The 21,645-nt window shown below is 52.9% G+C and carries 16 protein-coding genes; 7 read left to right on the top strand and 9 right to left on the bottom strand.

Annotated elements, in window-relative coordinates:
- The 5 genes from AB7E14_RS05590 to AB7E14_RS05570 form a co-directional block, all read left to right on the top strand.
- A partial coding sequence (locus AB7E14_RS05590; protein ID WP_428169395.1) for a DNA gyrase C-terminal beta-propeller domain-containing protein occupies nt 1-1,773 on the top strand: 1,773 nt, incomplete at its 5' end.
- Nucleotides 1,774-2,129: 356 nt separating this feature from the next.
- Nucleotides 2,130-2,651, top strand: coding sequence for a PTS glucitol/sorbitol transporter subunit IIC (gene srlA / locus AB7E14_RS05585; protein ID WP_042317872.1), 522 nt, complete (start codon nt 2,130-2,132; stop codon nt 2,649-2,651).
- Between the two features lie 9 nt (nt 2,652-2,660).
- The gene (locus tag AB7E14_RS05580) at nt 2,661-3,059 is read left to right on the top strand and encodes a PTS glucitol/sorbitol transporter subunit IIA (protein ID WP_043000058.1); all 399 of its coding nucleotides are present in this window, start codon (nt 2,661-2,663) and stop codon (nt 3,057-3,059) included.
- Nucleotides 3,040-4,056: a PTS glucitol/sorbitol transporter subunit IIB gene (srlE, locus tag AB7E14_RS05575; RefSeq protein WP_044327576.1), complete on the top strand. Its 1,017-nt coding sequence runs from the start codon at nt 3,040-3,042 to the stop codon at nt 4,054-4,056. Before AB7E14_RS05580 ends, srlE begins: the two co-directional genes overlap by 20 nt.
- Nucleotides 4,057-4,067: 11 nt before the next feature.
- The gene (locus tag AB7E14_RS05570) at nt 4,068-5,084 is read left to right on the top strand and encodes a Gfo/Idh/MocA family protein (protein WP_044258571.1); all 1,017 of its coding nucleotides are present in this window, start codon (nt 4,068-4,070) and stop codon (nt 5,082-5,084) included.
- A 94-nt stretch (nt 5,085-5,178) separates the two neighbouring features.
- Here the strand turns inward: AB7E14_RS05570 and AB7E14_RS05565 are convergent, their stop codons facing one another.
- The 7 genes from AB7E14_RS05565 to atoS all read right to left on the bottom strand — a co-directional run bounded on the left by AB7E14_RS05565 (nt 5,179) and on the right by atoS (nt 13,379).
- Nucleotides 5,179-5,934, bottom strand: coding sequence for a MurR/RpiR family transcriptional regulator (locus AB7E14_RS05565; protein ID WP_043000060.1), 756 nt, complete (start codon nt 5,932-5,934; stop codon nt 5,179-5,181).
- 192 nt (nt 5,935-6,126) lie between these two features.
- On the bottom strand, nt 6,127-7,311 hold the full coding sequence (locus AB7E14_RS05560; RefSeq protein WP_216081293.1) for an acetyl-CoA C-acetyltransferase: 1,185 nt from the start codon (nt 7,309-7,311) through the stop codon (nt 6,127-6,129).
- Between the two features lie 30 nt (nt 7,312-7,341).
- Nucleotides 7,342-8,664 (bottom strand): TIGR00366 family protein, encoded by a 1,323-nt coding sequence (locus AB7E14_RS05555; protein ID WP_043000062.1) that lies wholly within the window; start codon nt 8,662-8,664, stop codon nt 7,342-7,344.
- Nucleotides 8,661-9,311, bottom strand: coding sequence for a 3-oxoacid CoA-transferase subunit B (locus AB7E14_RS05550; protein WP_043000063.1), 651 nt, complete (start codon nt 9,309-9,311; stop codon nt 8,661-8,663). The genes AB7E14_RS05555 and AB7E14_RS05550 overlap by 4 nt, the downstream gene beginning before the upstream one ends.
- A complete protein-coding gene (gene atoD, locus AB7E14_RS05545) occupies nt 9,311-9,973 on the bottom strand; it encodes an acetate CoA-transferase subunit alpha (RefSeq protein WP_222167985.1) in 663 nt (220 codons plus the stop codon). The genes AB7E14_RS05550 and atoD overlap by 1 nt, the downstream gene beginning before the upstream one ends.
- A 197-nt stretch (nt 9,974-10,170) precedes the next feature.
- The gene (atoC, locus tag AB7E14_RS05540; RefSeq protein ID WP_428169394.1) at nt 10,171-11,556 is read right to left on the bottom strand and encodes an acetoacetate metabolism transcriptional regulator AtoC; all 1,386 of its coding nucleotides are present in this window, start codon (nt 11,554-11,556) and stop codon (nt 10,171-10,173) included.
- On the bottom strand, nt 11,553-13,379 hold the full coding sequence (gene atoS / locus AB7E14_RS05535) for a two-component system sensor histidine kinase AtoS (RefSeq protein WP_316962488.1): 1,827 nt from the start codon (nt 13,377-13,379) through the stop codon (nt 11,553-11,555). Before atoS ends, atoC begins: the two co-directional genes overlap by 4 nt.
- A gap of 174 nt (nt 13,380-13,553) precedes the next feature.
- Between atoS and rcsC the strand changes: the two genes are divergently transcribed.
- Nucleotides 13,554-16,400 (top strand): two-component system sensor histidine kinase RcsC, encoded by a 2,847-nt coding sequence (gene rcsC, locus AB7E14_RS05530; protein WP_316962489.1) that lies wholly within the window; start codon nt 13,554-13,556, stop codon nt 16,398-16,400.
- 51 nt (nt 16,401-16,451) lie between these two features.
- Here the strand turns inward: rcsC and rcsB are convergent, their stop codons facing one another.
- Nucleotides 16,452-17,102: a response regulator transcription factor RcsB gene (gene rcsB, locus AB7E14_RS05525; RefSeq protein WP_001061917.1), complete on the bottom strand. Its 651-nt coding sequence runs from the start codon at nt 17,100-17,102 to the stop codon at nt 16,452-16,454.
- A gap of 15 nt (nt 17,103-17,117) precedes the next feature.
- Nucleotides 17,118-19,787 (bottom strand): phosphotransferase RcsD, encoded by a 2,670-nt coding sequence (rcsD, locus tag AB7E14_RS05520; protein WP_428169393.1) that lies wholly within the window; start codon nt 19,785-19,787, stop codon nt 17,118-17,120.
- 740 nt (nt 19,788-20,527) lie between these two features.
- Between rcsD and AB7E14_RS05515 the strand changes: the two genes are divergently transcribed.
- The coding region (locus tag AB7E14_RS05515) for a porin OmpC (protein WP_428169392.1) at nt 20,528-21,645 on the top strand (1,118 nt) is incomplete at its 3' end.

Raw genomic sequence — 21,645 nt, 5'->3', positions numbered from 1 at the left:
ATCAGCGCGCTGCGTGATGAGTCTGACAAAGACGGTATGCGCATCGTGATTGAAGTTAAGCGCGACGCGGTCGGGGAAGTGGTACTGAACAACCTCTACTCCCAGACTCAACTGCAGGTCTCTTTCGGTATCAACATGGTGGCACTGCACCATGGTCAGCCGAAGATCATGAACCTGAAAGACATCATTTCAGCGTTTGTGCGCCACCGCCGTGAAGTGGTGACCCGCCGTACCATTTTCGAACTGCGTAAAGCCCGCGATCGTGCGCATATCCTTGAAGCACTGGCGATTGCGCTGGCGAACATCGACCCGATCATTGAGCTGATTCGTCGTGCGCCGACCCCGTCGGAAGCGAAAGCCGCATTGATCGCACGTCCGTGGGATCTGGGCAACGTGGCTGCGATGCTGGAACGTGCCGGTGACGACGCTGCGCGTCCGGAATGGCTGGAGCCAGAATTCGGCGTGCGTGACGGTCAGTACTACCTGACAGAACAGCAGGCCCAGGCGATTCTGGATCTGCGTCTGCAGAAACTGACCGGCCTTGAGCATGAAAAACTGCTCGATGAATACAAAGAGCTGCTGGAACAGATCGCGGAACTGCTGCACATTCTGGGCAGCGCCGATCGCCTGATGGAAGTGATTCGCGAAGAGCTGGAGCTGATCCGCGATCAGTTTGGCGATGAGCGTCGTACCGAAATCACCGCGAATAGCGCTGATATCAATATCGAAGATCTGATCAACCAGGAAGATGTGGTTGTGACCCTGTCTCACCAGGGCTACGTGAAGTATCAGCCGCTGACCGACTACGAAGCACAACGTCGTGGTGGGAAAGGCAAATCGGCTGCACGTATTAAAGAAGAAGACTTTATTGACCGTCTGCTGGTGGCCAACACCCATGACACGATCCTCTGCTTCTCCAGCCGGGGCCGTCTGTACTGGATGAAGGTTTATCAACTGCCAGAAGCGAGCCGTGGTGCGCGTGGCCGTCCGATCGTCAACCTGCTGCCGCTGGAAGCCGACGAACGTATTACCGCTATCCTGCCGGTTCGTGAGTACGAAGAGGGCGTGAACGTCTTTATGGCGACTGCCAGCGGTACGGTGAAGAAAACCGCGCTGACCGAATTCAGCCGCCCGCGTTCTGCCGGTATCATTGCGGTGAACCTGAACGATGGCGACGAACTGATTGGTGTGGATCTGACCTCCGGTTCTGACGAAGTCATGCTGTTCTCGGCCGCGGGCAAAGTGGTGCGCTTTAAAGAGGACGCCGTCCGTGCGATGGGCCGTACTGCGACTGGCGTACGAGGCATCAAGCTGGCGGGCGAAGACAAAGTCGTCTCCCTGATTATTCCACGTGGTGAAGGCGCGATCCTGACCGTGACGCAAAATGGTTACGGTAAGCGTACGGCGGCGGAAGAGTATCCGACCAAGTCCCGTGCGACGCAGGGCGTTATCTCTATCAAAGTGACCGAGCGCAACGGTTCTGTTGTTGGTGCGGTGCAGGTTGATGATTGCGACCAGATCATGATGATTACCGATGCCGGTACGCTGGTGCGTACTCGCGTGTCGGAAATCAGCGTGGTAGGGCGTAATACTCAGGGCGTGATCCTCATCCGTACAGCGGAAGATGAAAACGTGGTGGGTCTGCAGCGTGTGGCTGAGCCGGTGGATGACGAAGAACTCGACTCCATCGACGGTAGCGCGGCGGAAGGGGACGATGATATCGCCCCGGAAGCGGAAACCGACGACGATGTCGCCGATGACGCTGACGAGTAATCGGCGAGTTTAACGACTGCACAAAAGGGAGGCGCTGCCTCCCTTTTTTACGTCCTGAATTCACCATTTCCCTTTGTCAAAATGTCCTGTCCGGTGATTTTGCTTTTCATGTATAAAAATACAAAATTAAATGAATAATTATAACTCTGTGAAGGTGCTCACTGTTTGTTCAGCCATTTACCGTTAACTTTCCTGTTACCAAACCGCGATATTTACGAGCCCTTACTGGCAGGAGAACTGAAAAATTATTAAATAATATTATCTGAATTCTTAAAGACAAAAGCGTTGGCTGCCTTCATCTGTCAATACACTTCTGACGGATGAATATACTTATACCTACACGTTGGGAGTTAACTATGATAGTTGAAATAGCAGAAGGTTTTATCCATCTTTTCCAGAGCGCAGGTAAGATATTCTCCGGGATGATCGTCAGTACCATTCCGATGCTGATAACCTTAATTTTGACCGTTAATTTTATTATGAAATTAATTGGCCAACAGCGAATGGAAAAAGTCGCCACCCTGATGGGGAAGTCAAAAATATTAACCTATGGAATTTTGCCGAGTTTTGCCTGGTTCTTTCTTAGCAGTCCGGGTGCGCTGACGATGGGTAAATTTCTGCCCGAACGTTGTAAACCCGCTTATCAGGATGCGCTGGGCAGCACCGTACACCCGCTGACCTCTCTGTTCCCACACATTGTGCCATCTGAACTCTTTATCTGGCTGGGCGTCGCCGCTGGCCTGACGCGACTCGATCTACCGGTTGCCGACCTGGCATTACGCTATATCGCTGCGGGTATTCTACTCGGTTTTATCCGTGGTTTTCTGACGGAATATATCTTCACCCGGCTGGAGAAACGCGAACTTAATCAGGAATAAGGGAAAACAATGAAAGTACTATTTTCGGCTGACGTCGTAAAAGCTGGAAGAAAAGTGGAAGAGGGACTGCTTAATGGCATGTTGATTACCTTTAATGACCATGCTCCGGAAGATTATCTCGATTATGTCCTGGTCATTAAGAATATTGTTTGTGATGTTACCCCATTACAAAAAACAATGGATTATGTTCTGCAGATTAATAATCAGACCTGGAATATAACCTGCTGGGGAGAGGCCGCATGGCAAAATTTATGCGAGTTAGGTCATGTGACAGTGGTATTTGACGGGGCTGAAAAGCCAATAGCCTATGGTTCATTACACGTTAACAGTCATTGTTCTCCATCCGTAAATGAATTGATTGGCCCATTGACAATAATGAGGAAAACCAATGAAAACCGTACTGATTAAAAAAGGTCATTCAGGGATTGGCGATGACATGTATTTATCTCGCGATACCCGCATGGTCATCCTGTCGCTTACCGGCAAAACCATTGATCCGGTCGCGAAAAAACTGGGTGAAATGCTGGAAATGACCGTGGTTAACGGCTTTGACGCCATGCCGGATGATAAGAAAATCCTATGTGTGGTTATCAACTGTGGCGGTTCACTGCGCTGCGGCATTTATCCGCAGAAAAGAATCAAGACAATCAACGTACTCCCTACCGGTGCGATGGGGCCGCTGGCGAAATATATCACCGAAGATATTTACATCTCTGATGTCAGTCTTGAATCGCTTTCGCTGATTGAAACCATTAATCAACCGGTAACCGGGGAGGAAAACGTTGAGCTCAGTGAGCCTCTCCCGGCAGACCATGCCTGTGCCGTGGCTCACGAACGCGTGGAGGCAAAACCACGAGGTTCCGTGACCAACACCGCGCTGGAGTTGATGACGCGTTTTGCGACGGGAATCGGTAACTTTGTCAGCCTGCTCTACTCCTCGGCGCGTGAATCGGTCGAGCTGTGTATTAAAAACGTGATCCCTTTTATGGCCTTTATCTCGGTTCTGATCGCTCTGGTTCAGGAGACCGCGATTGGTCAGTGGACCGGGAATGCGCTGTCGCCGCTTGCCGGATCGTTAACCGGTCTGTTTGTGATTGCGATTATTTGTGGTCTGCCCTTCATCTCTCCCATTCTGGCTCCTGGCGCGGCGATTGCGCAGGTCGTTGGTGTGCTGGTAGGAACGCTAATCGGTAGCGGGGTGGTTTCACCGCTGATGGCGTTGCCGGCGCTGTTCGCGATTAACGTCCAGGTCGGTGCCGATTTCATTCCCGTTGGGCTTTCCATGCAGGAGGCGAAAGAGAAGACCATTCGTCTTGGCGTGCCCTCTTTCTTGCTGTCACGGATGATTACCGCGCCTCTGGCGGTGGCCATCGGTTATCTGTTTTCGTTTGGCTTGTTTAACTGAGGAAATGTGTAATGAACAAAATCAATGCCGCGGTGGTGGGGGCCGGTATTTATGGCAAACATCATATCAATGCGTATCACTATAATCCGTGGGTGAACCTGGTGGGGTTTTGCGAGATCAATCCGGACATCCGCGCCAACGTTGCGGCGGAGTTTCAGGTGCCTGGTTATGCCTCGCTGGCAGAGTTGTTTGCCGCGACGGACGTTGATCTGATATCAATCGCGACGCCGGATCCGTTCCACTTTGATGCCACGATTGAAGCCATCAGGGCGGGCAAACATGTGCTGATTGAGAAACCGATGGCGACAACGTCAGCGGAATGTCGGGAAATCATCCGCTGTGCGCAGCAACAAGGAGTGAAGATTGGCGTTGATTACCACAAGCGTTGGGACGGGATGGCACAGCATATTCACCATGAGCTGTTGAAACCCGAAACCGGTCAGGTCCTGCGTGGCTATATGAGCATGGACGATATTATCGACGTGCCGAAAAACTGGCTGTCATGGGCGAATGAGAGTTCTCCCGTTCATTTTCTCGGAACGCATTGTTTTGATTTGATTAGATATTATATGAACGGTGCCAATGCGGTGAGCGTCTATGCGATAGGGCAGAAGAAGAAGCTGGTGGCGGAAGGCGTTGATTCCTGGGATACCATTCAGTCGTTTGTCACCTTTGATAATGGCGCGCAATGGACCGTTGAAGTGGGGTGGTGCTTACCACCTTCATTCCCCAAAGCAAACGATGGTCGTAGTTTTGTTATTACCGAGAATAACTATTATCGCGCCGACGCGCAGTTGCGGGGATATGAAATGTTCACCCCTCAGCGCAGTGCAACGCCAAATTATAATTTTATTAATTACGTTAATAATAAAGCCAGTGGCTATGGGATTCAGCCAATACATGATTTTGTTGAGCACATATTATTTGATACCCCTTATCTGGCAACCGCTGATGATGGGTTGCAGGCGACGTTAATATGTGAAGCCGTGCATCATTCGTTATCGACAGGACGTATTGTGCAGTTATAAATCATCGATGGTTTACGCCTCATAAACCGCTTTTCTGGCTTTAATTTCTTTGATTAAGGCAGGGTTCGTTATTCCCCCTCAACCCGGTCGATGATCATCGTTTATGAGGCGCCTTTTCATTATTCATATTCAGATAGCAATATTGCAGCGCGTGGAAAAAAAGCGTGTGTAAAGACATTTTCAGTGCGGCGAAACTGAGGGGGCTGACGCTGGACTGAGGCGTATATAAGGTTACATCGGCAAGCGTCGCGCCGCTCTGATGGCAGGCGACTGCCAGTGAGGCGGCCTCATGCTCACGAATCAAGGTAATGAGTTGATTATCCGGCTCATCTTTGAGTCCAGGAAGCAGGATCACGGAATCACAATCCGTCAAGGTGTTTGTCAGCAATGAATGGGCATTCTGGTACTCTACGGGAATGCAGACTTTGCCAATATCACTATAATCCTGAATGATATTGCTGAGTAATGAACTCAGTTCTCGCGGATGACAGAAATAGAGGTTACGGCTGGAATTAATAATTTCAAAGAAAGTATTAAGGGCCGCAGGGTTATTATTATTAATAAACTCGCCAAGAATAACATTGTTTTTCGTTGCCTGGGCCGGAAGCAGTGCCTCAGGTTCGCTGCGCAGACACTTAATTAAATCATATTTAAATGAAGTAAAGCCGGTATAACCGAGAGATTGCGCAAAGCGAACAATGGAGGGTTGGCTGGTTTGTGTCTTTTTTGAAATTGCCGTCGACGTCAGTTTTTCCGCGCCCGATAATGTAGCCAGAATGTAACGGCTAATTGTTTGCTCAGCGTGCGTACCTGTTTTTACCAGTAACTGAAGTTGTTCGATAATGTTCATTGAGGTCCCTCGGTTTTGTTTATTATGACAGATACACTTTATCCTTCAAGCAGCCTCTGTGTTGGCGACGGAGCGATCCGGCTCGTCCATGAGCCTCGTCCCTTTAAGCCAGCGCAAGCGTTGTCCAAAATGCCTGCTGCATGTTGTCCTGCGACTCGAAGGATTTAGTGTCTAACCAGTGGACCCCAGGGATTAATTCATCCTTTCCACAATCATTGCAATACCCTGACCGCCGCCGATGCACAGCGTTGCCAGACCCAGCGTCTTATCCCTGGCGGAAAGCGCATGCAGCAATGTCACCAGGATCCGCGCGCCGCTGGCACCGATCGGATGCCCAAGCGCAATCGCGCCACCGTTCACGTTCACCTTTTGTGGGTCGAAGCCCAGCGTCTTGCCGACGGCAAGGAACTGCGCGGCAAACGCCTCATTGGCTTCAATCAGATCGATATCGGAAAGCTGCAATCCGCATTGTTTCAGGGCTTTCTGCGTGGCGGGTACCGGCCCCATCCCCATCAGCGCTGGCGCGACGCCGCCGCTGGCATATGTCTTAATGCGTGCCAGCGGTTTCAGTCCTGCCGCCAGTGCGGCAGATTCTTCCATGACCACCAGCGCGGCCGCGCCGTCGTTGATCCCAGAGGCGTTGCCAGCGGTGACGGTGCCGGCCTTATCAAACGCCGGACGCAGTGCCGCAAGACCTTCTGCTGTTGAGTCAGCCTTGGGGAATTCGTCGCGGTCAAAGACAATGGTTTTTTTACGCGACGTGACGCTGACCGGCACAATTTCGGCCTCAAAGGCGCCAGAATGGATGGCGGCGACCGCTTTTTGCTGGGAGAGCAGTGCGAGCTCATCCTGCATGTCGCGGCTGATACCGTATTCACGGGCGACGTTTTCGGCGGTGATTCCCATGTGATAACCATGGGTGGCACAGAGCAGACCGTCACGCAGAATCACATCCGATAACTGGCCGTCGCCGAGGCGATAACCCCAGCGGGCTTTCGCATCCAGCAGATAGGGGGCGAGACTCATGTTTTCCATGCCGCCAGCAACCAGCGCCTGTGCCTGACCGGCCTGAATTGCCTGGGCGGCCAGTGCGACGCTTTTGAGCCCTGAACCGCAGACTTTGTTGACGGTAAACCCGCAGACGGTTTCGCTAAGGCCGCTTTTTAACAGCGCCTGGCGCGCCGGGTTTTGTCCCAGACCGGCCTGCAACACGTTGCCCATGATCACTTCATCCACTCGTTGCGGGTCGAGTTGCGCGCGTTCCAGCGCGGCGCTAATCACAGTCGCGCCAAGTTCGATGGCACTGGTGGTGGCCAGCGCGCCGTTGAAGCTGCCGATGGCGGTACGTACTGCGCTGACGATGACACAATTTTTCATCTTCTGTTCCTTAAAAGTGAGTCGCTGCCGTCAGAAAAAGGTCAGACCGACAACAAAAATGACACCGGAGAAAAGCAGGGCGGTGATGCAGTACCCCATGATGTCGCGAACCCCCAACCCGGCGATGGCCAGTGCGGGAAGCGCCCAGAAGGGTTGCGCCATGTTCATCCACTGCTCGCCGTAGGCAATCGCCATCACGGATTTACCCAGATCGGCCCCTAGCGCTTGCGCGGCTGGCATGACGAACGGTCCCTGAATAACCCAGTGACCACCACCTGACGGCACGGCAAAGTTGATCAGCGCAGAGCTGAAGAAGGTCATGACCGGGAAGGTGTCTTTATTGGCGACGTTGATGAAGAACTCGGTGATGAGTCCTCCGAGACCGGAGTGCTCCATCATCAACTGGATACCGGCATAGAACGGGAACTGCACCAGGATACCGGCGGTGCTGCGCGCAGCGGCACTAATGGCGCGCATATAGGCCATCGGCGTTTTGTGCAGCAGCAGACCGGCAATCATAAACATCAGATTGACGGTGTTGATGGTGATGTTGAACCCTTTCTCGGCGAAGTAGATCCCGAGATAAGCGATGCCTAATGCCCCAATGATCAGCGCCAGGATTCGGCTCTCTTCCAGTTTTTCGGACGGAGGTGCATCTGCTGGCAAGGTCTTCTGGAAATCAGGCTCTTCCATCAACAGTTTCGGATCGACGCTGACAACATCCGACGGTTTTGGCGTCATCATGCGGGTGATAAACGGCATGACCACAATCAGACCGAGAGTGATGAAGATGTTGAAACCGGTAAACAGGGTGTCGCTGACCGGAATCAAGCCCGCAATGTGTTCCACCGGGTTACCCGGCGTTGCCGCCAGCAGGGGCATCGAGCCTGAGAAGCCGCCGCCCCAGGTCAGAAAACCGATATAAGCGCAGGCAATCAGCAGCGGATAATCGGATCCCGGCACGCGACGGGCAACTTCACGGGCAAACATCGCTCCCACTACCAGACCGAAGCCCCAGTTAATGACGCAAGCGACGGAGCCAAAGAAGGTCACCAGCATTACGCCCTGCGCGGGCGTTTTTGCGGCAGACGCGGCAGTACGCAGCAGGTTTTTCACCGGACCGGAACTGGCCAGCGCGTGACCTGTCACGATGATCAACGCCATCTGCATCCCGAAGGCCAGCAGATTCCAGAAGCCATCCCCCCAGAAACGCACCATACTGATCGGCGTTTGCGGCGTCAGCCACAGCGCGATGCCGAACGTCAACAGCGTCAGCAGCATGGCGAAAATCAGGGGATCGGGCAGCCAGCGACTGACGAAGCGCGTCATGAAACGCGAGATACGGCCGATCATGCTTCACCTCGCTGAACGACCAGATCGGCGGCAATGTCAAACTGCGCTTCTGTTTTTGCTCGCAGAGTATCGAGGTCGCATCCGTCGACGATTTCCGTCAGCCACATTTTGCCGTCGATAAAGCGGAACACGGCGAGTTCGGTAACCAGCATATGCACCGCATGCTGGGCCGTCAGTGGCATGGTGCAGTGACGAAGGATTTTCGCTGAGCCGTCTTTCGCGCAGTGTTCCATCGCGATAATCACTTTGCGCGCTCCGGTTACCAGATCCATCGCGCCGCCCATCCCAGGGACCATTTTGCCGGGCACGACCCAGTTCGCGAGGTTAGCCTGTTCATCAACCTGCAATCCGCCCAGTACGCAGGCATCGACGTGGCCGCCACGAATCAGTGCGAATGACATCGCGCTATCGAACATCGCCGCCCCCGGTAATATTCCGCAGGGTTGACCACCGGCGTTCACCAGATCGGGATGCGCGGTGGTGACCGGTCCCAGTCCGAGAAATCCGTTCTCTGATTGCAGGGTGATATGAATGTCATCCGGCAGATAGTTGGCGACCATCGTCGGCAGGCCAATGCCTAAATTCACAACATCACCATCGCGAAGTTCTTGCGCCACACGGCGCGCAATACGTTGTTTAGCATCCATTATTTGCTCTCCTGTGGCATGACGATATGGTCGATAACGGCGCCGGGGGTGACTATCTGGTCAGGCAACAGATCGCCTGTCTCAACGAGTTCGTCAGGTTCCACCAGGGTGATATCGGCGGCGAGGGCAATAAGCGGGTTGAAGTTGCGGGCGCTGAGTTGGTAGGTCAGGTTGCCGAGTGGGTCGGCACGGTGCGCGCGGATGAGTGCCAGGTCGGCACGCAACGGTCGCTCCAGTAGCCAGGTTTTGCCGTCAAGCGTCAGGGTTTGTTTGCCATCTTCCACAATCGTGCCGACGCCGGTTGGGGTCAGGAAGCCGCCGAGTCCAGCACCGCCGCAGCGGATCTGTTCAATCAGCGTACCCTGCGGCACCAGCAGAACGTCCATCTCTTTGGCAATCATCCGACGCCCGGTTTCCGGGTTAGTGCCGATATGGGACGCAATGACTTTGTTCACCCGGCCATTGACGATCAGCGGGCCGATGCCGGTATCGACAAAGGCGGTATCGTTGGCGATCAGTGTCAGGTCTCTGACGCCGGATTCAAGTAAGGCTTCGACAAGGCGGGGCGGGGTCCCGACCCCCATAAAACCACCAACCATGATGGTCATGCCGTCACGAAAGAATCCGGCAGCGTTCTGTAAGGTAATCAGTTTTGTTTTCATTATGTTTCCCTTTTGCATACTCCATTTTGGGTACACAAAGGGAATAGCAAGCGGGATGCCAGAATGGCTAACGGACAGGGATATTAGTTAACCTGTTGAATATAATTAAATATTCATGGGGGTGTTGTGTGATCTTAGTGCGGATGCTATGCAGAATTTTGCGCACTGTGCAAAATTCTGCATAGCAGATTCTGGTTCTACAAGCCTGCCGTATCGATACCGTATTCCTGCAATTTATACATCAGGGCACGTCGACTGATGCCTAACATCAGGGCGGCGCGGGTGCGGTTTCCTTCATGCTGTTCAAGTACCTCGATAATGATCCGCTTCTCTTCGCGTTTAATCTCTTCTTTCAGATTGCGTTCACCGGGCTGTGTGGCCTTTATCTCGCTGCCACCACCCACCGGCTGGCGGAGCGGGGCAGGCAGATCTTCTGCAAAAATGACGGCGCCGGTATTCATCACCACCGCCCGCTCAATGACGTTTGAAAGTTCGCGGATGTTTCCGGGCCAGGGCCAGGTGGTAAGCATTGACATGGCCGCCGGATCGATCTCAATAATGTCGCGCTGATTTTCCGAACTGAATTTCTGCAGGAAGTGGTTAGCCAGCAGCGCAATGTCTTCCCGTCGTTCGCGCAGCGGGGGAAGTTGCAGATGAATCACATTCAGACGATAGAACAGGTCTTCACGGAAAGCGCCTTCTTTCACCATCGCATGGAGATCGCGGTTGGTGGCAGCGACGATGCGGATATCCACCTGAATCGTCTGGTGTCCGCCCACGCGTTCGAATTCCCGTTCCTGCAGAATGCGCAGTAATTTAGCCTGGAGCACCAGCGGCATTTCACCAATTTCATCGAGTAGCAGCGTTCCCTGATGAGCGCGTTCAAACAGTCCCTGACGCTGAGTTTGTGCGCCGGTGAAGGCCCCTTTTTCATGACCGAACAACTCGCTTTCCAGCAGCGACTCCGGCAACGCGGCGCAGTTGATTTTGATAAACGGACCGTTTGCCCGGCGCGAATTGTAGTGAATAGCGCGCGCAATCAACTCCTTGCCGGTACCGCTTTCACCACTGATCAGAACGTTGGCCTGCGACAGGGCAATTTTCGCCGTATCTTTGCAGATATCCATCATCCGCGGACTGTTGGTCAGGATATGTCCCCACTGCCAGCTGGTGCTCAGCGCCTGATGCAGGCTGCGGATCTCCTGTTTCATCGCCTGCAGTTGCAGGGCGCGTTGGATCAGTAAATTCAGTTCATCGAGATCGAAAGGTTTGATCACGTAATCAAACGCCCCGCTGCGTAACGCTTCGACGGCGGTTTCGACTTCGGCGTAAGCGGTCATCAGGATCACGGGGATACGCGGCTGCTGAGTGCGCATGACTTTCAGGGCGTCGATCCCGTTCATTTCCGGCATGCGGATATCCATCAGCACCACATCCGGTGGAGCGTCGGCAAAGCGCTGCAACGCTTCCTCCCCGTTGCTGGCACAGTGCGTTTCATGCCCCTGTAGCGAAAAGGCGGTGGTGAGCATGCGACGAACGTTATCTTCGTCATCCACACTGAGGATACGGTAGCGGGTTTTCATACTGACAAGTTTCCCTGCGGGTTAATCGGTAAAATAAGGGTAAACGTCGCGCCACATCCGGGCATGCTGGCGACGTGAATATCACCCTGATGAGCATTGATAATGCGCTGGCTGAGCGCGAGTCCAAGCCCTGTTCCTGAGGCTTTGGTGGTGAAAAAGGGGTCAAAAATCTTTTTCTGTAGCGCGATATCAATCCCACCGCCGTTATCTTCAATCGCCACGGCTTGTTGGGTGGCTGAATATTGCCAGGTGCGAATGCGGATTTCACCGCGTGCGTTGATGGCCTGCACGGCATTAATCAAAAGATTGAGGATCACCTGTTTTAACAGTTCACGATCGGCAACGATGGCAGGCAGCCCCGTATCCTGTTCAAAGTTGAACGTGATCCGTGCCTGAACGCCGGAGGTTTGCACCAGAATCAGCGTCTCTTCGATCAGCGAATTGAGCAGCACTTGCTGCCACTGGCTTTGTCGCGGCCGGGAGAAATCCAGCAACTGCTGAATGACTTTGTTGATGGAATCAATTTCTTTTAGTACCACGGACAGATATTCCTGATGCACAGGCAGGCTGGTTTGTTGACGGATGATCTGCACATACCCCCGGATGGCGGTGAGCGGATTACGTACCTCATGCGCCACCCCGGCCATCAGTTCACCCAAAGTGGCAAGTCTCTCGGTTTGCGCCAGGCGACGCTGCGTTTCTTTGCGGGCGGTCAGGTCGGAAAAAATCACCAGCGCACCGATCAATTCACCATTGGGGTTATGAATACGGCTGGTGGTGACACTGAGTTCGATGGTGCGGTCGCGCGCCGGAAAGCTAACTTCCTGTGCCAGATGCTCCGTCCCGTGCGCCAGGGTATCGAGAACCGGACTGGCAAAATGCGGGTCGGAGAAGAGGGTGGCATAGGGGCGACCGACCAGTTCATTGAGCGTATAGCCGGTAATCATTTCCGCCGCAGGGTTCATGGTGGTGACATCGCCCTGTCTGTCGATTGCGATCACCCCATCGGCGGCGTTTTCAATGATCAGATCGTTAAGGGTTTTCGTTTCACGCAACGTTTGCGCCAGCGCGTTAACGCTGCGGCTAATTTGCCCCAGTTCGCCAGGCAGATTGGGAAGTTGCGCTGGCGTTTTTTGCGCCAGCGTCGACAGACCGTCCGTGATGATGTCGATATTGGCGCCAAGGCGTCGGGAAAACAGCACGATCAAGAGCAGGCTACAGAGCAGACCTGCCGCCAGCACCGCAATGATGCGCACGTCCATCCTCCACGCCTGACGCTGGATATCTTCCGTCAACTCATTCGCCCAGATGTAGCCCAGCACGTCGCCATCCCGGGTGATGGGGATCATGGAGTTAAGAATATCGCCGCGCACCTGGCGACCGGAAAAGACGACCGGGGCATTGCTGCGCATCACTTCGCGTCCGGGGTGATCGGCGGCAATCGTCACGCCAACGTTATTTTGGTACAGCGCGGAAGGGGCGTAGGTCACAATCGCATCCAGCGCTTTGTTATAGTAGCCCGCGCCGACGCCCGGAAATGCCTGAGTGATCTGCTCGGTGATGGGGCCGAGTTCGGCATTCAGCGCCTGAATACGTTCGTCCCGCGGCAGCGCCGTAAAATGGGTAAAGCGATCGCCCAGCGCCTGATCGAGCAGGTGTATAACGGCAGATAATTTTTTCTCTTTTTCAGATAAGACTGCTGACCGTCCTTCGGTTTCTACGATATAACCAATCGACAGCGTCGGCACGATGACCATCAGAAGCGCCATCAGGATCATCTGATTGCGTAAGCGTCGCGGGTATAACCCTCTCAAAAAGCGCATGCTGGCATCCCTGTGACCCATTTTCTGACAAACGCTAATTATCGGGGGTTGCGGCAACTGTTTCTCAGCGGTGTATCATATTCCCGCAAACGCAGGCGCGGGCATTGCGACGACGCGCATTTACCGCTACCTTAACCACACTCCATTTATCGCCTGAGGCGGAGCTTCGCCCTTTTGAAATACCTTGCATCCTTTCGCACGACCCTGAAAATCTCGCGCTACCTGTTCAGAGCGTTGGCGCTGTTGATTTGGCTGCTGATTGCCTTTGCTTCGGTGTTCTACATTGTGAACGCCTTGCATCAGCGGGAGTCAGAGATCCGCCAGGAGTTTAATCTCAGTTCCGATCAGGCCCAGCGCTACATTCAGCGCACGTCGGATGTGATGAAAGAGCTCAAGTACATCGCGGAGAATCGCCTGACGGCGGAGAACGGCGTGTTGTCTTCGCGGTCGCGTGACGATAAAACCGAGGTGCCGACCTTTCAGCCGCTGTTTGCCGATTCCGACTGCGCGGCAATGGGCAACGCCTGGCGCGGATCGCTGGAGTCGCTGGCGTGGTTCATGCGCTACTGGCGTGACAACTTTTCCGCTGCGTACGATCTGAATCGTGTATTTCTCATTGGCAGCGATAATCTCTGCATGGCGAATTTCGGCCTGCGCGATATGCCCGTCGAGCGCGATAACGCGCTGAAAACGCTGCACGAGCGGATTATGAAGTACGGCAACGCGCCGCAGGATGAATCCGGAAACAATCTCTACTGGGTGGCGCAGGGACCACGTCCAGGGATTGGCTATTTCTACGCGCTGACGCCGGTTTATCTGGCAAACCGCCTGCAGGCGCTGTTGGGCATTGAACAGTCCATTCGAATGGAAAACTTCTTTACGCCGGGCAGTCTGCCGATGGGCGTGACCATTCTGGATGAAAATGGGCATGCGTTGATTTCGCTGACCGGGCCGGAAAGTACCATCAAGGCGGAACCTCGCTGGATGCAGGAACGCTCCTGGTTTGGCTATACGCCGGGCTTTCGTGAGCTGGTGCTGAAGAAAAATCTGCCGCCGTCTTCGTTAAGCATCGTCTATTCCGTTCCGGTCGATCTGGTGCTGGAACGGATCCGGATGCTGATTCTGAATGCCATTCTGCTGAATGTGCTGGTAGGTGCGGCACTGTTTACCCTCGCGCGGATGTACGAACGACGGATCTTTATTCCGGCGGAAAGCGACGCCCAACGGCTGGAAGAGCATGAGCAGTTTAACCGTAAGATTGTCGCGTCCGCGCCGGTCGGGATCTGTATTCTGCGCACCGTTGACGGTATTAACATCCTCAGTAACGAGCTGGCGCATACCTACCTGAACATGCTCACCCATGAGGATCGACAGCGGCTGACGCAAATCATCTGTGGACAGCAGGTGAACTTTGTCGATGTGCTGACCAGCAATAACACCAATTTGCAGATTAGCTTCGTCCATTCCCGCTATCGCAATGAAAACGTGGCGATTTGCGTGCTGGTGGATGTTTCCGCCCGCGTCAAAATGGAGGAGTCGTTACAGGAGATGGCGCAGGCGGCTGAACAGGCGAGTCAGTCGAAATCGATGTTCCTGGCGACCGTCAGCCACGAGCTGCGCACGCCGCTGTATGGCATTATCGGTAACCTTGATCTGCTACAAACCAAAGAATTGCCAAAAGGAGTCGATCGCCTGGTGACGGCGATGAATAACTCTTCCAGTCTGCTGCTGAAAATCATCAGTGACATTCTCGACTTCTCGAAAATCGAATCGGAGCAGTTGAAAATTGAGCCGCGTGAATTCTCGCCACGTGAGGTGATGAGCCACATTACCGCGAACTATCTGCCGCTGGTGGTGCGCAAGCAGCTCGGGCTGTACTGCTTTATCGAACCGAATGTGCCGGTTTCGCTTAATGGCGATCCGATGCGCCTGCAACAGGTGATTTCTAACCTGTTGAGCAACGCGATTAAATTCACCGACATTGGTTGCATTGTTCTGCATGTCAGCCGCGACGATGATTATCTCAGCATTCGGGTGCGGGATACCGGCGTCGGGATCCCGGCAAAAGAAGTGGTGCGCTTATTCGATCCGTTCTTCCAGGTCGGTACGGGCGTGCAGCGCAATTTCCAGGGAACGGGGCTGGGACTGGCGATTTGCGAAAAGCTGATCAGCATGATGGATGGTGACATTTCGGTTGATTCTGAACCAGGGATGGGGAGCCAGTTTACAGTGCGTATTCCGCTGTATGGCGCGCAGTATCCGGCGAAAAAAGGGCTTGATGGACTTGCCAGAACACGCTGCTGGTTGGCGGTGCGTAATGCGTCTTTGTGCCAGTTTGTCGAAAACAGCCTGACGCGTAACGGTGTTGAGGTGATGCGTTATGAAGGGCAGACACCGGCGAGTGATGACATGTTGATCACCGACGATGCCCTGGAACAGCCGTGGCAGGGGCGGGCAGCGGTGATTTTCTGTCGGCGCCACATTGGTATTCCACAGGAAAGGGGGCCGGGGGAATGGGTGCACAGCGTGGCGTCGCCGCATGAACTGCCGGCGCTGCTGGCCCGGATCTACCGTATTGAGCTGGACGATGAGGAGCTCTCTTCCGCGCTACCGGCTCCGGAAAAAGCGGCGGCTACCAATGATGACATGATGATCCTGGTGGTTGACGATCATCCGATTAACCGCCGCCTGCTGGCCGATCAGCTGGGATCGCTCGGGTATCAGTGCAAAACCGCCAATGACGGCGTGGATGCCCTGAACGTGCTGAGCAAAAACCATATCGATATCGTGCTGAGCGACGTAAACATGCCGAATATGGATGGCTATCGACTGACACAGCGCATACGTCAGTTAGGGCTGACTTTACCGGTAGTTGGGGTGACGGCCAACGCTTTGGCCGAAGAGAAGCAGCGCTGTCTGGAGTCGGGGATGGACAGTTGTCTGTCGAAGCCGGTCACGCTGGACGTTATCAGGCAGACGCTGGCGGTGTATGCGGAGCGGGTCAGGAAAACGCGAGCATAAAAAAGCCCGGTAAGCGCTGAAACTTACCGGGCTTTTTTACGTCTGCAAGAATCAGTCTTTGTCTGCCGGACTCAGGGTCACGGAAGAGAGATAGTTCAGCAGTGCGATATCGTTTTCAACGCCCAGTTTCATCATCGCTGATTTCTTCTGGCTGCTGATGGTTTTGATACTGCGGTTCAGCTTCTTGGCGATTTCAGTCACCAGGAAACCTTCGGCAAACAGACGCAGAACTTCACTCTCTTTCGGAGAGAGACGTTTGTCACCGTAGCCGCCCGCGCTGATTTTTTCCAGCAGGCGGGAGACGCTTTCCGGGGTGAACTTTTTGCCTTTCTGCAGCGCAGCCAGCGCTTTCGGCAGGTCTGTTGGCGCGCCCTGTTTCAGGACAATCCCTTCGATATCGAGATCAAGCACCGCGCTCAGGATTGCCGGGTTATTGTTCATGGTCAGAACAATGATCGACAGGCTTGGGAAATGACGCTTGATGTATTTGATCAGGGTGATCCCATCGCCGTACTTATCGCCCGGCATAGAGAGATCGGTAATCAACACGTGTGCATCTAATTTTGGCAGGTTGTTGATCAGTGCTGTGGAGTCTTCAAATTCGCCAACAACATTCACCCACTCGATTTGCTCAAGTGATTTGCGAATACCGAACAGTACAATCGGATGGTCATCGGCAATAATTACGTTCATATTGTTCATGTAAAGGCTACCTTGCTACAGCAAGCTCTTGACGTAGGTGTCAATGTCGCTGATGTATTTTTCTATTCCTGGAGCATCTTTCTCACGAATCAGATGTTCCAGCGTTTCACATAACTGCTTGCCGGGTACCAGATTTAGCATGGCAAACACGCCTTTCAGGCGGTGAGCCGTTTGGGCTAGCGCAGCAAAATCGCTGATTGCAGCCTCAGTATACAACCTCTTAACATCATCCGGTACTGTGTCTACAAATAGTGCGTAATAACCGCTGGCATGAAGTTCGGCGTTTTCATCACCTCCCAGAGGGGATTCCGGGATCGCTTCTTGCGCCAGTTGCTCTTCAATTAGTTGTAGTACAGCTTCCTGCATAGCGTTGCTCATATTAAAGTTGACGCGAAGCTGGCCTGGGCCAATTTTCCGCACGCCTGACTCATCATCGCTTAAAAGCAAGCCGGAGGCAGTAAGATTAGACGGATTATCAGTTAAAAAGAGATCATATTCTTGACTTATGAGTCTCTCATCCGGGGTGATGCAGGTCGCTCCCCAGTTTTCCAACTGGCGAAGCACGATATTGCGCACCTCGTTAGAGGTCACGTCGATCATCACGCTGACATCATCCAGCAGACGCTCTTCGTCTTCTTTATGCTGGTCGAGCGGCGTCATTTTAACATGGACTGTATAGCGTGTACCCAGCGCATCTCGCGCTTTTATGCTCAAATGTCCGCCAAGTTTACGCGCCAGCTGATCGCATAACCAAAAGGCCAGCGGATTGGCTTTACCGTAACGGTCTTTCTGCGTCTCACTGATGAACGGGAAATGCAGGTTGTCAATTTCGCTTAACGTCACGCCTTCGCCGGTATCCAGAATGCGGAACGTCAGGCGCTCGGCCACCGATTCGTCCTGATCAACCTCGAGCGTGATTTTACCAATCTGGGTAGTTGTTACCGCGTACTGCATCAGCAGCAGTAAGATCCGTCGCAGTGCATTGCGATCGCCATGTCGTTCGTCGTTTGCCTTCAGATGGTTGTTGATGAGCAGTTGCAGGCCTTTACGCTTCATCGTGGGCAGCACTTGCGGGACGACTTCGTCAATTAACGCCTGAACCGAGAAGAGGGTAGGCTCACTCTTCCAGGCGTCGTTTTCCAGCATGTTCGCCAGTTGAATTTCATCGATCATGCGGACCAGTACATCGGCATGATTCGCCAGTTGCTGTGCATCAGACGTTTGCAATTGAGCAACTTCCGCTGCCAGCGTTTTGACCGGCTCTTTCAACGTCTCGCTGATGTTTTGCATAAAGGCGACGCGGCCCTGCTGATTTTTTTCATATAACCGCTGAGCCTGTTTGAGCTTTTTGTTCACCAGCACTTCACGATCCTGGTCGCGGATAATAAAGATCTGGGTGCGTGGAGCGACCTGGCTGCGGAACAGGCGTATCTCATACAGCTCGTTATTGACGGTCGCCTGGATCACGCCCTGATGCTGTTCCGCCATGCTGGTGATGTTTTGCAGATTCAGATGCGGCAACAGATGGTCGGCAATTTTGTTACTCATCACCGTGCGGTTCGCTTCTTGATCATGCACCAGCAGACCCAGCGGCAGTAGGGAGACAATCTCTTCGTTAATCGCGCGCAGAATCCGTAGCTCATTATTAGCTGCGGTATTGGGCGCGACTTCCGTTGTGCGTCCCGGCTGGTTGCGGAAGGTGGTATAGCCGAACAGGGCGAGCGCCAGCAGCCCGATATTCAGCAATAGCGGTAACAGGATGTTTTGCAGCGTATCGAGCAGTAGGGTGCCAAACGGCACCTGCCAGACCAGGCGCATTCCCGTCGAGTTCAGCGCCGACGAGATTTCAATTTTCGAACTGTTAAAGCTGATGCTTACGCTGTCGGGCGATTCTTTATCTGCATTGCGTGCGCTGGCTGGAGTCGTGTCAGGCTCAAGGCGGAAGCTGTCCAGTGGCATGCCGGGAGGAATTAAGTCGTTGATGGGCAGGTCAAACGCGACAACGGTCGCCAGGTGTCCCGGCTGATTAAACGTGGTTCGCAGCGTAAAATAGTGGCCGTTTTGCCATGCCAGCCGACGCAGCGATGAGAAACTTTCCCGTTCGTCCAGCGCATTGGCCTGCTGGAGCATCTCTGCCCGACGGGAATCGACAATGCTGCCGATGGTCGACTCTTTAAATCCCGAAGAGAGATCTTTTAACGGCAGCGTCGAGATGAGCGTCAGGCTGTTATCCTGTCCGTTGAGATAATACATGGACCACGGCACCGTCTCAGCGCCCCACAGCGTGTCGAGGTAGGACGAGATGCGCTGCGTCATTTCCAGCGTTGAGCTGTCATGCGAGCCAAAGATCAGCGCTTCGGTTTTTCGCCGTGGTTTTTCAAGATAGTAAACGTCCTGTTTCAGGCGTGTTTCCTGCAATCCTTCGCTGCTCGACGGATTCGTCGTCGCGGCGATGTTGTCATAGATTTGCCAGGTCGCGTAACGCCAGGTATCGATACGCTTATGAATTGCATGGGTGATATCGACGATTTGATAGCTTTTATCTTTCAACCAGGCGTTAACCGCGCTTTGCACCATCACGCCCATCGTCACCAGCAACACAATGATCAGCAATAAAAAGAAACGGGTAATGCTTCCCGGCAGGAGGGAAAATCGGGACGTAGCCGTTGTATCAGACTGACTCATTCGTGGTTATGACCTGTAAAACAACGCAGAAGGTGAAAGGGCAGTATAAAGGGTACGGTGTGAATTTCCACACTCTCTACTCATTGATGTTCTGCATTTTTTGCCAAAAAGAATTCATCAGTTAAATGGCGTAAAAGTGTACAGGCCCACCAGAGGCGTACACATATTCCCCGTCAAGTGTGAAGAAATAGCACGAAATAACAAGAAATCGGTTTCTGATATCAGTCAGTGACTGAATGAAGGTAAATAGTTAATAGTTGTTATTATTTTTATGCGGTAGCACATAAAGAGAAAATAAGTGTAAAGAAGGGTAAAAAAAACCGGACGCATCGCATCCGGTTGAAATAGGGGTAAACAGACATTCAGAAATGAATGACGGTAATAAATAAAGTTAATGATGATAGCGAGAGATATTTTAGAGATGCATGACGATTTTGTTTTGTCATTCAGTGCTATCAAATTTATTTATGTAATTAATTGTTTTATATGTATTTTATATATTTCTTGAGTGATCGTGCTTATTTTTTGTCTTTTTGAAGCAAAAAAAAAAGTTCCTTGGAATTTACATTTTGAAACATCTATGTGGATAAATGAAACATCTTAAAAGTTTTAGTATCATATTCGTGTTGGATTATTCTGCAATTTTGAGGAGAATGAACTTGCCGACTGGTTAATGAGGGTTAATCAGTATGCAGTGGCATAAAAAAGCAAATAAAGGCATATAACAGAGGGTTAATAACATGAAAGTTAAAGTACTGTCCCTCCTGGTACCAGCACTGCTGGTAGCAGGCGCAGCAAATGCGGCTGAAATTTACAACAAAGACGGCAACAAATTAGACCTGTTCGGTAAAGTCGACGGTCTGCATTATTTCTCCGATGATAAAAACGCTGATGGCGATCAGACCTACATGCGTATCGGCTTCAAAGGCGAAACCCAGGTTAACGATCAGATCACCGGTTACGGCCAGTGGGAGTATCAGATTCAGGGTAACGCGCCTGAATCCGAAAACAACTCCTGGACTCGTGTTGCCTTCGCCGGTCTGAAATTCGGCGATGCGGGTTCTTTCGACTACGGTCGTAACTACGGCGTTGTGTATGACGTCACGTCCTGGACCGACGTCCTGCCAGAATTCGGTGGGGATACCTACGGTTCTGATAACTTCATGCAGCAGCGTGGTAACGGCTTCGCGACTTACCGTAACGCTGATTTCTTCGGTCTGGTTGATGGCCTGAACTTTGCCCTGCAGTATCAGGGTAAAAACGGTAGCCCGTCTGGTGAAGGTGCTGATGGCATCGCTTACACCGGCGTGACTAACAACGGTCGTGAAGCGCTGCGTCAGAACGGCGACGGCGTTGGCGGTTCTGTAACCTATGACATCGGCGAAGGCTTCGGTCTGGGTGCGGCAGTGAGCAGCTCCAAACGTACTGATGAGCAGAACAGAGCGATCTACCTGGGTAACGGCGATCGCGCTGAAACCTACACCGGTGGCCTGAAATACGACGCTAACAACCTGTACCTGGCGGCGCAGTACACTCAGACCTATAACGCAACGCGTGTAGGCGGCGAAGGTTGGGCAAACAAAGCGCAGAACTTCGAAGTGGTTGCTCAGTACCAGTTCGACTTCGGTCTGCGTCCGTCCGTTGCATACCTGCAGTCCAAAGGTAAAAACCTGGGGACTCTCAACGGTCGTAACTACGACGATGAAGATCTGCTGAAATATGTTGATGTGGGCGCAACCTACTACTTCAACAAAAACATGTCCACCTACGTTGATTACAAAATCAACCTGCTGGATGACAACAACTTCACTCGTGATGCCGGTATCAGCACCGACGACGTTGTTGCACTGGGCCTGGT

The organism is Citrobacter sp., assembly GCF_050252275.1.
Classification (GTDB): domain Bacteria; phylum Pseudomonadota; class Gammaproteobacteria; order Enterobacterales; family Enterobacteriaceae; genus Citrobacter_A; species Citrobacter_A amalonaticus.
This window is presented reverse-complemented; position numbering and strand designations above follow the sequence as displayed.